Raw genomic sequence first — 12,632 nt, forward strand, 5'->3', positions numbered from 1 at the left:
GATGAGGGGCGGCACTACGCGGGCGACTCCCCCGGTGCGGTCCGCGCGAACCAGTAGCCGTAGCCAAACGGCACGAGACCGGTGACGACGCCGAACACCACCGCGAGCGGCCCGAATACCAGCCCGACGACCCCGAGCGCGCCCGCGATCGCCGCCGTGGCGAGCAGTCCGATACCGACCGTCACGCCGGCGAGCGCGAGCCACCGTCGTTGGGCGACGAGCACGCCGGCGACGACGCCGGTCGCGACGACGGCCGCGCTCGCGGGACCGGTGACGAACCGGGAAGGCGACCCGCTCTCGAACAGCGCGGTGCCGACGAGCGCGACCGGGAGCGCGAACGCGGCGACCGCGGCGGCCCGGCGCGGGGTGAGGAGACGGTCGCGGGTCGGCTCCCGGTAGCGGTACGCGAGGAGACCGAGCGCGACCGCCGTGTACCCGCGCCCGACCGGCGTGAGGGCGAAGCCGAGGGCGGCGCCCGCGATCTGGGCGAGGACGGCGGCCTCGTTCTCGAGCGCGACGGCGTAGTACGCACCGTCCTGTCGGTACAGCCCCGGCCGGACGGAGGAGTTCGTCGCGGTCCCCTCGTCGATGGCCGTCCGGACGCCGGGCGACGCCGCGGCCGCGGAGCGCGCAACCGCGTCGAACACCGTCTCGGGGTCGGTCTCGCGCATCTCGATCGTCGCGTTCGTCGTGTCGCCGCGCGTCGACAGCGACCACTCGTAGTAGGTTCCGTCGTACGCGACGTACGGGGAGTCGACGCCGTCGAGCGCGATGTCCAACTCGGGGGAGAGCGACCCCTCGAACGACCCGGTCGCGGCGGCGGTCCGGACCGGCTCCCGGTACTGGTCTTCGGTGCCCGAGAGGTGCTCGTCGAGGTCGGAGACGTTGCGCGACGCGTCCGCGACCAGCGCCGGGTCGTCTCCGGGTTCGACGGCCGTGGCCTCGTAGGTGATCTCGGTCTCGTTGACCGTGGCGTGGAAGGCGAAGCTGAGACCGAGACCGACAACGAGCAGCGCGAGGAGCGCAAGGGTGCGGATGGAGGGAGGCACGGACCAAGGTACATGAGAAGCAGTTGTAAATTTGTGGTTCGGGCGCCGGGCGGCGCGGGATGGAGCCGTCGCTCTCGGATCGTGGAGCGGCGCGCGATAGAAAATCGGGGTTCGGGGCGGGGTCGTGCCCGACCGCGTCAGTCGTCGGCCGGGGCGCGCGGTTCGGCCGGCGGCTCGGTCTCCTCCGTCTCGCCCGCCGGCTTGTCGACCGCGTCGACGTCGGGGAGTTCGTCGACGTCGGGAGCCGCGTCGCGTTCGTCCGCCTCCTCGGGCCGGTGACGCGCCTGAATCTCCGTCCACGTGCGCGCCTCGTCGTAATGGTGACACATGACAACAGATAACAAGGAGTTAAATGTACTAAAGCTTACGCCGATACCGTCAAAATTGAACGTTTGAGGGGTTCTGTATTCGGTCCGTTCGAGTGCTAATCGAGGGCTACCGGTCCGGGGATCTCTGCCGAATCCACGGCCGCTCGTTTATAAATAGTTTCCAGCAGATCGACAGCGAACACCGCCAAAACCCCAGCCGCTCATTTATAAATGTCTACACTCAGGTCAGCAGACGACACCGCCAAAGCCCCAGCCGCGAGGGCGGCGCACGCTCGTTGCGCGCTTCAGTCGCTCACTCCGTTCGCTCCTTCCAGTGCTTACGTCGCCTGCGCCGCCCTCGCGGCTGCCCCTTTGAGTCCCCGATCGCACCGCACAGCACCTCACGCCTCCCCAGCCTCGTCGCTCACGCCCTGCGGGCGTTCGCGACTCCCTCGCGCGTGCTCCTCGCGGCCGCCTTCGGCGGCCACTCGGAGGCACGCGCCAGCATTTAAAAATCGGTTCAGTAGAGTCAGCGCGGAGGACGGCTTTCGCGGGCAATTACGCGTCGCCGTGCGGCTTCACCAGCACCTTGATCGCCTCGCGCTCGTCCATCATGCGGTACCCCTCCGCGACCCCGTCGAGACCGACCGTCTCGGTGAAGATGGGCGCGGGGTCGAGCGTGCCCTGGAGCACGTCGTCCATGAGTTCCTCTGCGTACGCGCGAACGGGGGCGACCCCGCCCGCGAGCGTCACGTTTTGACCGAACATGCCGAACACGTCGAGTCCCTCGTCTTCGACACCGTACGGGACCCCGACGTACCCGATCGTGCCGCCGGGCCGAACAACGTCGATCGCGGTGTTCATCGCGCTCGCGGCGCCGACGCACTCCATCACGTGGTTCGGGCCGCCGTAGGTCAGCTCTTGGATGCGCTCGACGGCGGCCTCGCCGCGCTCGGAGACGGTCTCCGTGGCGCCGAACTCCTCGGCGAGTTCGAGGCGGTCCTCGTGGTGGCCGACCGCGATGATCCGCTCGGCGCCGAGCCGGCGGGCCGCGAGGACGCCGCAGAGTCCGACCGCGCCGTCGCCGATGACGGCCACGGTCGATCCTTCCTCGACGCCCGCGCTGACGGCCGCGTGGTGGCCGGTTCCCAGCACGTCGGTCAGGGGGAGCAGCGAGCGGAGGGTGTCCTCGTCGTCCGCGTGACGGTCGGGCACCCGGACGAGGGTGCCGTCGGCGTGGGTCGACCGAACGTACTCGCCCTGCCCGCCGCCGTTGTCGCCGCCCCACGAGTCGCCGTTCTCGCAGGAGGTGTGGAGTCCCTTCCGGCAGAACTCGCACTCGCCACAGGAGATGGCGAACGGGGCGAGCACGCGGTCGCCCGGGTCGACGGAGGTCACGTCGTCCCCCACTTCCTCGACGATCCCCATCGGCTCGTGGCCGACCGGGGATCCCGCGTCGCGGTCGCTGTCTCCGCGGTAGAACCAGAGGTCGGAGCCGCAGATCGCGGTGTGGGTGACGCGGACGATCGCGTCGGTCGGGGACTCGATCTCGGGGCGGGGTCGCTCTTCGACGTCGATCTCGCCGGGTCCGTTGAAAACGGCTGCGCGCATGGGATCCGCTACCGGCGCGCGTCACAAAAGGCCGCGGGTCGGACCCGCGGAGTTACTCCGCGCCGACCGACGGCGCGTACTCGGAGATCGGCTCGCCGTCGATCCGGGTGAAAAGCGTCGCCAGCGCCGGGCCGCTCACGTTGTGCCAGACGCTGAACAGCGCCGGGATCAGCGCCGCGATGGGGTCGAAGAAGGAGGTCGCGAGCGCGACGGCCAACCCGCTGTTCTGGAGACCGACCTCGAACGCGCACGCCCGGGCGCGGTCCTCCGCCATCCCGGTCAGCTTCCCGACCCCGTAGCCCGCGCCGAGACCGAGCCCGTTGTGGAGGACGACGGCGACGGCGACCAGCCCGCCCGCGGTGAGGATGTTCTCGACGTTGAGACCGACGACCGCGGCCACGATGGCGACGATGGCGATCACGCTGATCGCGGGGAACACCGAGAGCCCGACCTTCGCCGCGGTCGGCGCGTAGCGGTCGAGGAGGAGCCGGAGCGCGAGTCCCGCCACGACCGGGACGAGCACGACCCAGATGATGGTCTCCGACAGCTGCGCGAAGGTGACCGATATCTGTTCGCCGGCGAGCGCGACGATCCACGCCGGCATCACGAGCGGGGCGGCGATCGTCGTCACCGTCGTGATCGTCACCGACAGCGCCACGTCGCCGCGTCCGAGGTAGGTCATCACGTTCGAGGCGGTCCCGCCCGGCGCCGCGCCGACGAGGATCAGCCCGATCCCGACCTCCCACGGGAGTCCGAGGACGACGACGAGCGCGTACGCCAGCGTCGGCATCACGAGCCACTGCGCCGCAGCGCCGATCGCCACGTCGCGCGGGCGCTCGACGATGCGTTTGAAGTCCTCTGGCGTGAGCGTCAGCCCCATTCCGAGCATGATCACTCCGAGCAGCGGCGTGATGTAGTCGCCGATGGGCGTGAACGCCGACGGCGCGTACAGCGCGGCCGCGGAGGCGACGAGGACCCAGAGGACGAAGTACTTGCTCGTGAACTCACCCACCCGTTCGAGCCGGTCCAGTGCGGTCATCCCGTCGGCGTTCACGCGACCGACTGAAAGGGACTACAGTTCGGGCAATGTTCTCCGTCCGTCCCGGGTGCCGCCCCCGCTCTCGGGCGGCGCGGTGGCGGTCAGTCGTCGTCGGCTGTCGCGGTCGTGGTCGGCGCGTCACCGTCCCCGGCGGTTTCGTCGCCGCTTCCGACGGGGTCGTCACCCGCGGGGACTCCCGCCGTCTCCTCGACGCGCTCGAACCGGATCCGAACGACCTGCCCCTCCTCGCTCGACTCGAAGGTGAGGTCGGCCTCGGACCGGTCGACGACCCACTGAACCAGCCACAGTCCGAGTCCGTCCGTGTGGCGTATCGAGGTCTCGTAGCCGCGCCGGATCGTCTCGACGGTCTCTTCGGGGATCCCCGGCCCGTCGTCTGCGACGCGGAGCGCGACGTCGTCGTCCACCCGACGGATCGACACCGAGACCCGCGGCGCGTCGTCGCCGCCGTGGACCACCGCGTTCTCTATCACCTCCGAGGCGACGGCCTCGGTGAGGGGGTGCGCCCGGACCCGGCACGTCGCCGCGGCGGGGGCGTCGAACTCGGCGTCGGGGTGTTCGGTCCCGAGCCGCTCTATCGCGCCGTCGACGACCTCGACGAGGTCGACCACCGCCTCCACGTCGCCGGGACCGTCGGGACCCTCGGAGCCGATCACCGCGCCGATGTGGCGGGCGTGCTCGCTGACCGACAGCAGTCGGTCGACATTCTCCTCCACGACGGCGGCGCTCTCCTCGCCGCCGTTGACGCGCTCGGCGAGGAGTTCGACCCGCCCGCTGACGACCGTCATGGCGTTCCGGATGTTGTGACGGAGCACACGGTTCAACACCGTGAGCTGGGCGTTCGCCCGTTCGACCTGGTCCTGCGCGCGCTGCTGGCGCGCGTCGGTCAGCCCGAACGCGAGTCCGAACACCGACCCGATCGACGCCGCGCCGGCGATGACGACGAACGGTCCCTCCGGCGGCGGGCCTTGGCTCATCTCGTAGGTGACGAAAAGCAGCGCGACTGCGCCGAGCGTCAGCGCTCCCAGCGCGCTCCATCCGGTGACGCGGAGGGTGTACGCCGCCGAGAGCGGCGAACGAGCGACGGGGACCGTCGCGGCGACGACGAGCGCGCTGCAGGCGATGGGGACCACTGCGCCGCTCACGATCGCGACGGGATCGGTCATCGTCGACAGCGAGATCAGGTGATAGCCGAGCGGGACGAGACCCACGGCCGCGAGCAGCCCGAGTTCGGCGGCGTTTCGGAGCCGTGTCGTCCGCATTGATCACCCGGTCTCCGTCGCCGGGGGTTAACCGTTTGCGACGCGGTATCAAATCGAAGAATCGGGGGCGACAAGCCGGGACGCGGGATCGGCGGCGAGAACGCCGGGAGACGCCGCGAACCGCGTTCGACGGGTCGCGGGCCCGCGGATACGTTTTTAATCTTTGAAATTACCCTCGAGTGGGAGAAAATAACCCTTAAATCGACCGGTCGGCCACCCGCGGATCGAACGATGACGCGGAGACGAGAGGGCGACGCCGCGACGGACTGGTCGGGGCGGAGAGCCGAGCCGTGAGCGACGGAGCGACCCTCCGGATCGTCGACGAGCCGGACGACGACCCGGGCGGCGCGGTCCCCGCGCCGGTGCCGCCGGACGACCCCGAGGCGTGGTACGCGCCGGACGTCCGGGCGCAGTACGAGGCCGCGCCCGGCGTGGTGGCGACGGTCCGCGAGCGCGACGGCGGCCGGTTCGGCTACGACGTTCGCGAACCACCGCTGTCGCCCGCCGACGGGCGCGCGCTCGACCGCGTCCGCGAGCGCTTCTCCGCGGTGCGCCACCGCCGCCCGCTCACGCGGGTCGGCGTCGTCGAGCGCGCCGAGCGGGGGTTCGAGGCGAAGTACGCGGGAGCAATAGACCGGCTGGTCGACGCGACCGCGGCCGCGCGCCGCCGGATAGATTACCACGCGCTGCGGGAGTTCCGGCTGCTGGGCGAGCTAACGCCGGTCGCGCTCGACGATCGGATCGCGGTCGCGGACGTGGGCGACGACCGCGAGCTGGTGGTCCACACGGAGACGTTCGCGCCGCTGGAGACCGGGATCGACGCCGACGCCGACTACGTCGAGCGGGTGGCCGCCGAGCGGCTCGCGCAGTACGCGGTGGAGTTCGCCGGGCTCGCGATCGAGGTGGTCGTCTACCGCGAGCGCCTGCTCGGGTCGGACGCGTTCGAGACGAAGTACGCCGTGTTGGAGCCGGATCTGTTGCCGGGCGACGAGGCGCTCATCGAGGAGTGCAAGTCGCGGATCTGGGAGACGACCGTGAGCGACGTGATCGAGGACCGCGAGTCGTTCGTCGCCGCCCGCGCCCGGCGGTTCCTCTCGCGGCGGCTCACCGCGCGCAACACCCGCGCGTGGCTCGACGCCGCGGTCCACCGGGCGAAGGCCGCGCTCGCGGACAGGGGACTGGCCGCGCCGCCGGTCGACTCGCGGTACGCCCGCGATCGCCTCGACGACCTCGCGTACTACGTGCTGCGCGACTTCGTCGGCGAGGGAATCCTGACGGTGCCGATCCGCGACCCGCACCTCGAGGACGTGGAGGCGAACCGCGTCGGCGAGCGCGTGAAGGTCGTCCCGCGCGCGTCGGTCCTCTCGGGGGCGGGCCGCGAGGAGGGCGAGACCGGAGCTTCCGACGGCGAGGGCGCCCCCGAAGCCGGCGAGCGCGTGCCGACGAACCTCACGTTCGACGACGAGACGACGTTCGTCAACGTCGTCACGGGGATCGCCGCCCGCGACGGCACCGAACTCAACGCCTCGACGCCCTCCGCGAAGGTAAACCTCGAACTCGACGGGGTGCCGCAGACGATCCGGTGTGCGGTGGCGCTCCCGGTCATCTCCGAGGGCGGCCCGCACGTCTCGATCCGGAAGCAGCGCGCGGACGCGCTCACCCCGGTCGACCTGATCGAGCGCGGCACGCTGTCGGTCGACCTGGTGACGCTTTTGTGGCTGCTGTACGAACACCGCGGGGTCGTCCTCTTCGCCGGCCCGACCGGCGTGGGGAAGACGACGCTGCTCAACGCCCACGCGCCCTTCATCCCGTTCGACGCTCGTCCGGTCTCAGTCGACGAGGGGTCCCGCGAGGTCCGGCTCCCGCACGAGACGGGCGTCTCGCTCACCACCCGCGACCACGAGGACGCGTACAAGTCGGTAGGGATGGCGGAGCTGATGACCGAGGCGAACTACCTCAACCCCGACGTGGAGGTCATCGCCGAGATCAACACCCCCGAGAGCTTCGAGACCTTCGCCGAGAGTTTGAGTACGGGACACGGCGTGATCGGCACGACGCACGCGGAGGACGTCGAAGCCCTCGCCAACCGCCTGCGCGAGCGGGACCTGCCCGCCCGCCTGCTCCGCGAGGTCGACCTCGTCGTCTTCCCCCGACAGGTCGGCGGCGACCGCTACGTCTCTCGGGCGATCGAACCCCTCTCCGAGACCGCGTACGAGGGACTCGATCCGGAGGCGAAGCGAAGCCCGACCGGCGACCCGAAACGGGGCGGCGCCGGCGTCGTCGAGACCGGCGCCGAGTCCGTCCGGTACAACACGGTCGCGTGGCGCGACGGCGACGGGGCGTTCCGGTTCCCCGGCGCGCCGGGCGGCGACGGTGACGAAGGGGTTGCGGCGGCCGGCGCGACCGGATCGGGTGACGCTCCGGGCGACGGCACCGACACCGGTCCACGGTTCCGTGTCTTCGACCGAATTGCGAGCCGGACCGACCGCGACCGGGAGGCCGTCGCCGCCGAGTTCGCCTCGAAGCGCCGGTACGTGGAGTATCTCGTGCGCGACGGCGTCGACGACCCGGACGCGCTCTTCGAGTTCCTCGCCGACCTGCGCACCGACGAGGCCGCGACCGTCGAGCGCGCCGCCCGGACGATGGACCGGGGCGGCGACGGGAATCGGGACGGAGCCGCGGACCGGAGGCGGCCGTGAGCCGGCGCCGCGCGACCGAGACGGCCGCCGGGAACCGCCACACTGAGGACAGATCCGCGGACGAGGCGCTCGTGACGGGCGGCCGGCTGGCGGTCGTCGACCGCGTCTGCTACGCGCTGTTCGCGCGCCACGCGAGCGACCGGCGGCACGACGCCGACCGGAAGCGCTACCGCGGCACCGCGCTCGACACCGGCTTCGAGACGTACCTCGCCCGGGCGTACGGTCTCTCGTGGGTCGTCGCGGTCGCGGTCTTCTTCCCGGCGCTGGTCGTCGCGGCCGGCGCGGCGCCCGCGGTCGCGGCCGCGGTCGAGGCCCGGTTCGGCGCGGCGCTGCTCTCGTCGGGACCGACGGCGACGCCCGCGCCGACGCCCGACTCCGTGGGGCCGCTCCGGACGGACCGGGCCGCGCTGCTCGTCGCGGTCGCGGTCGCGCTCCTCGCGAAGCGCGCGACGGTCGCGGCCGCCGGGCTTCACCTCCGCTGGGTGGCCGCGACGCGCCGGACCGACATCGAGCGCACCCTCCCCGGGGCGGTGCGGTACCTCGAACTGCTCTCCTCTGGGAGCGACGAGCCGCGGGCGATGCTCCGGAAGGCGGCCGACGGCGACGCGTACGGCGGCACCGCCACCTCGCTGCGGAAGGCGCTTAACGCCGCCCGGCTCGCCGGCAGCCTCGACGAGGGGCTGCGGCGGGTCGCGCGCGACACACCCTCGCGGGAGCTGCTCGCGCCGTTCCTGCTCAAGTTCCGGAAGCACGCGGCGACCGGCGACGCGGCGCTCTCGGAGTTCCTCGCGACCGAACGGCGGATGCTCTCGCACCGGCAGGACCGCGCCCGGAAGCGCGCCCGGCGGTTCCTCGAACTGCTCACGGAGTTGTTCGTCGCCGTGCTGGTGTTGCCGGCGCTGCTCGTCATCGGCGCGACCGCGCTGTCGGTCGTGATCCCCGAGCTGCTCCCGCCCGTGGACACGCCGGTCGGCGTGGTGCCGACGCGGGCGGTCGTCCTCTACGGCGCGGTCGCGTTCCTCGTCGCGTTCGGGCTGGCGGCCGCGGTCGCGGTCGGCACGCTCCGGCCGCCGAGCCAGCGCGCGAGCTACGAGGTGCCGGCGAGCCCGCGGGCGGTCCTCGCGACCGCCGGGCGCAACCCCGCGAGCACGGCGGTCGTCGCCGCGGGACCGGCGGTCGCGCTCGCGGCCTGGCTCGCGGTCGCGGGCTACACGCTCGTCAACGTCGCCCTCCTCGGCTATGCCGCGTTCGCGGTGCCGGTCGGGTTGGTCGCCGCGCGGCGCACCCGGATCGACGACGCGAAGGACCGCGAGCTGGCCGACTTCGTCCACGCCGTCTCGGGCCACGTCGCGCAGGGGCGCCCGCTCGCGGAGGCGGTCGACGCCGTCGCTCGCGACGTCGACCTCGGCGTCCTCGACGACGACGTGACGGATTTGGCGTTCGCGCTGCGGTCGACGACCGCGACCGAGGGCGTGACCGGGGAGGCGCCTGAGTCCCCGGGCGAATCGACCGCGGTCGACGTTCGCGGCGCCGCCATCGAGCGGTTCGTCGACCGCGTGGGGACGCCGCTGGCGGCGCGGACACTCGGGCTTGTCACGGGCGCCCTCGACGCCGGCGGCGACGCCGACGCCGTGTTCGAGACGCTCCGGATCGAGGTCGGGCGGCTGTACAGCGAGCAGCGCGCGCTCCGCTCGTCGATCGCAGCCGTACATCGCGGTCGGCTGGGCCGCGGCGGTCCTCGTCGCCGGCGTCGTCGCGGTCGTGAACACGCAGGTCGTCGACGCCGCGCGACTGGCCGAGATCGCGGCCGCGTCGGAGGCGGTGACGGAGCCGGAAGGGGTGTACCCCGAACTGGAGCGATTCCGGCTGTACGTCGTCACGCAGGCGACTGTGTTGGCGTCCGGGTGGTTCGCCGGCACCGCTGCGCGCGGGCGGTACGCGGCGCTGCTCCACTCGGGCGCGCTGGTCGCGTGCTGTTACGTGGTCTTTACCGTGGGCGGGCTGGTGTGAGGTCGCCTCGACGCGAGGCTTTTCCACCCTGCCCGCGTAGATCGGCTCCCATGGACGAGAAGACCGCCGACCTCCGCGATCTGTTCGTCGACGCCACCGGTGCCGAGACGGTCACCGAGCGCCAGGACGCGGCGCGGGGGACCCTCTCCGACCGCGACGAGGGGGCGACCGACGAGCGCCTCCGCGAACTCGTCGCCGCGATGCGCGAGCGGTACGGCTTCTCGACGGCACTCGACGACGACGCCTACGCGCTGGTCGCCCGCGGCCGGTTCGGCGGCGCGGACGACGCCGAAATTGCGGCGGCGGTTCGGGACGCGCTCGCGGAGCGGGAGGGCGACGAGGGTGACGACACCGACGCCGAGGCAGACCCCGTCGACGTCGACGCCGAAACGGTCCGCAAGGCGCGTCTCGACCTCCACCTCGTGCGGGAGTCGGATCGGGAAGTCGAGGGGGACGGTGACGAGAGCGAAGGCGATACCGCCGATCCGCCCTTCGAGTACGCCGACCTGAAGCGGCTCACCGCCGCCGGGAACTCGATCGTCGAGTGCGCCGAGCAGTTGGACGCGGAGCCGGATGCGGTCGCTAAGTACGCCGCGGTCGCGCGCGCCGACCTCACCTCCACGCGGACGAACGACCGGTTCCGCGACACGTTCCGCGATCTGCTCACCGACGCCGACATCGAGGGGTCGCTCGCGAGCGACGCCCGCGAGGACGGCCTCCGCGAGGCGACCGAGGACATCGAGACCGACGTTTCTTTATAAGTAGTTGGCTGTGGATCCTCGGTGACCTCCTCCAAAGCCCCACCCGCTCGGCTATAATCCGGTGACTGCGGATCGACGGTGAACACCTCCAAAGCCCCAGCCGCGAGGACTCGCGCACCTCGTTGCGCTCCTCGCTCGTTCGCTCCGCTCACTCGCTGTGGTGCTTACGTCGGTGTGCTTCGTCCTCGCGGCTGCCCCTTTGAGTCCCGCCCCACCGCACAGCAACCGCGCCTCACGCCTCCCCAGCCTCGTCAGTCGCCCTCCGCTTCGCTCCGGCGACTGACTCCCTCGCGCGTGCGGTTCGTGGCCCTCCGGGCCACTCACCGGCACGCGCCGTCGTTCTTTTATAACCAATGCCGCGGCCAGCCCGTCGCGTGACCCTCGTCCCGTTCAGCGACCTGGCTCGCGCGGCGTACTGCCCCCGCCAACTCTACTACGTTCGGCGTGACGACGAGCGGAGCGTCCCGCCGAAGGCGCGCGAGCGCATCGACCTCGCGTTCCGGTACGACGAGTTGGTCGACGCGCCGGATCGAGTCCTTCGGCAGCTCCCGCTTCACCGGTCCCCGGCCGCCTACCGGCGGAATCTGACGCGGTTGCGCGAGCGCGACGAGTACGAGAGCCTCGTCGACCCCGCGAGCGAGCGCGGATTCCTCTCGGGGAAGGACTGTCACGGGACGGTTCACAAGGTGTTGGAGCCGGACGAAGCGACCAGAGACCGAGATGACGACACCGCGCCGTCCTCCCCCGTTCCGACCCTCGTCTCGTCGGGCGAGCCGCCGGAGACCGGCGTGTGGGAGCCGCAGGCGGTCCGCGCGGTCGGGATCGCGAAGGCGCTGGCGTGGGAGCGCGAGCGCGAGATTCCACGGGCGCTCGTGGAGTACCCCGCGGTAGGGGTTGTCCGCGAGGTGCGGCTGACGCTCCGGAAGAAGGCAGCGTACCGGAAGGCGCTCCGCGCGGCGCGGTCGATCGACGGCCCGCCGCCGCGCGTCGACGACGACCGCTGTGACGCCTGCGACTACGCCGCCGAGTGCGGCACCCGACGGCGCTCGCTCCGGTCGCTGCTGGGGTGAGGCGGGTGAGGTGGCGCGGCGTGGTCGTCCCGGGCGCTGTGAACGGCTTTCAGGGCGAAAACGATGTCCCGCACTCGGTACAGGTGAATCGGAACCGCCCCTCGTCGGTGAGTTTCGTGTCGTGGATCCGTTCTTCGCCGCAGTCGCGGCACTCGACGATCGACTCGATCTGGTCCCAGTCGTGGTGCGCGCCGGGCGCGCCGACCGCCCACGCGACCACCTCCTCGTCGGCGTCCTCGGACACGAACCCGGACTGGAACTCGCCGGGCGCAAAGCGGATCAGCTCGTCCGGACCGACCTCGACGCGCTCGCGCTCCCGGCCGACCTCGAACGTGGCGGTGCCGGCGAGGATATAGAAGATCTCCTCCTGGTCGCCGTGGGTGTGAAGCCCGCCGGAGAACGCGTCTCCGGGCGCGAGTTCGAAGTAGTTCATCGCGACGTGGTCGGTGCCCAGCGCGCGCGACACCGGCTTCCGGAGGTCGTGGACGCCCATGGGGTTCGTGACGACGTCGACGTCGTCGACCGCGACTCGCTCCATGCGGATCGCTCGCAGGGCGGCGCCGTAATCCTGTCGCCGGGCGTGACTGAGGAATCCTTGGCGAACCACATCGAGGGATCCTCGGCGATCCCCCGGTACGCGGCGACGATCGCTCGGTCATTCCTGACGCGACCCGGCAGTTTATACGTGTGTGCGTCGTTCGCACGGGTACGAATGACGCGAGACACTCGCGATCGTTCGGAGGATAGAGGAAGTCGCCTCGCGGCGGCTGGCCGCGAAATTCTCCGACGATAACGACTCCGGGGC

Annotated in this window: 9 protein-coding genes and 1 pseudogene; 4 read left to right on the plus strand and 6 right to left on the minus strand. The window is 71.6% G+C overall.

The window, feature by feature from the left end; all coding sequences use genetic code 11:
* Positions 1-14 precede the first annotated feature (14 nt).
* The 5 genes from ACODNG_RS07095 to ACODNG_RS07115 all read right to left on the minus strand — a co-directional run bounded on the left by ACODNG_RS07095 (position 15) and on the right by ACODNG_RS07115 (position 5,287).
* Positions 15-1,049 carry a hypothetical protein gene (locus ACODNG_RS07095; protein WP_434523002.1) on the minus strand — a complete coding sequence of 345 codons (1,035 nt, stop codon included), beginning with the start codon at positions 1,047-1,049 and terminating at the stop codon, positions 15-17.
* A 137-nt stretch (positions 1,050-1,186) separates the two neighbouring features.
* Positions 1,187-1,378: a hypothetical protein gene (locus ACODNG_RS07100; protein WP_434523003.1), complete on the minus strand. Its 192-nt coding sequence runs from the start codon at positions 1,376-1,378 to the stop codon at positions 1,187-1,189.
* Positions 1,379-1,915: 537 nt separating this feature from the next.
* Positions 1,916-2,968, minus strand: a complete 1,053-nt coding sequence (locus tag ACODNG_RS07105; RefSeq protein ID WP_434523004.1) for a zinc-dependent alcohol dehydrogenase family protein — start codon at positions 2,966-2,968, stop codon at positions 1,916-1,918.
* A gap of 52 nt (positions 2,969-3,020) precedes the next feature.
* Complete coding sequence (locus ACODNG_RS07110) at positions 3,021-4,007, minus strand: bile acid:sodium symporter family protein (RefSeq protein ID WP_434523005.1); 987 nt, start codon at positions 4,005-4,007, stop codon at positions 3,021-3,023.
* 101 nt (positions 4,008-4,108) lie between these two features.
* Positions 4,109-5,287, minus strand: coding sequence for an ATP-binding protein (locus tag ACODNG_RS07115; protein ID WP_434523006.1), 1,179 nt, complete (start codon positions 5,285-5,287; stop codon positions 4,109-4,111).
* A gap of 290 nt (positions 5,288-5,577) precedes the next feature.
* Here ACODNG_RS07115 and ACODNG_RS07120 point away from each other — a divergent pair, with 290 nt between their 5' ends.
* From ACODNG_RS07120 to ACODNG_RS07135, 4 genes and pseudogenes are all read left to right on the plus strand, one after another.
* Positions 5,578-7,986 (plus strand): type II/IV secretion system ATPase subunit, encoded by a 2,409-nt coding sequence (locus ACODNG_RS07120; protein ID WP_434523007.1) that lies wholly within the window; start codon positions 5,578-5,580, stop codon positions 7,984-7,986.
* A pseudogene (locus tag ACODNG_RS07125) lies at positions 7,983-9,996 on the plus strand (type II secretion system F family protein). The gene ACODNG_RS07120 and the pseudogene ACODNG_RS07125 overlap by 4 nt, the downstream one beginning before the upstream one ends.
* 50 nt (positions 9,997-10,046) lie before the next feature.
* Entirely contained in the window at positions 10,047-10,757 is a 711-nt protein-coding gene (locus ACODNG_RS07130) for a hypothetical protein (RefSeq protein ID WP_434523008.1), read from the plus strand.
* Positions 10,758-11,131: 374 nt separating this feature from the next.
* On the plus strand, positions 11,132-11,827 hold the full coding sequence (locus tag ACODNG_RS07135; RefSeq protein ID WP_434523009.1) for a CRISPR-associated protein Cas4: 696 nt from the start codon (positions 11,132-11,134) through the stop codon (positions 11,825-11,827).
* Positions 11,828-11,876: 49 nt separating this feature from the next.
* Here the strand turns inward: ACODNG_RS07135 and ACODNG_RS07140 are convergent, their stop codons facing one another.
* Positions 11,877-12,365, minus strand: a complete 489-nt coding sequence (locus ACODNG_RS07140; protein ID WP_434523010.1) for a cupin domain-containing protein — start codon at positions 12,363-12,365, stop codon at positions 11,877-11,879.
* Between the last annotated feature and the right edge of the window lie 267 nt (positions 12,366-12,632).

Source organism: Halorubrum sp. AS12 (genome assembly GCF_051122765.1).
Taxonomy (GTDB): domain Archaea; phylum Halobacteriota; class Halobacteria; order Halobacteriales; family Haloferacaceae; genus Halorubrum; species Halorubrum trapanicum.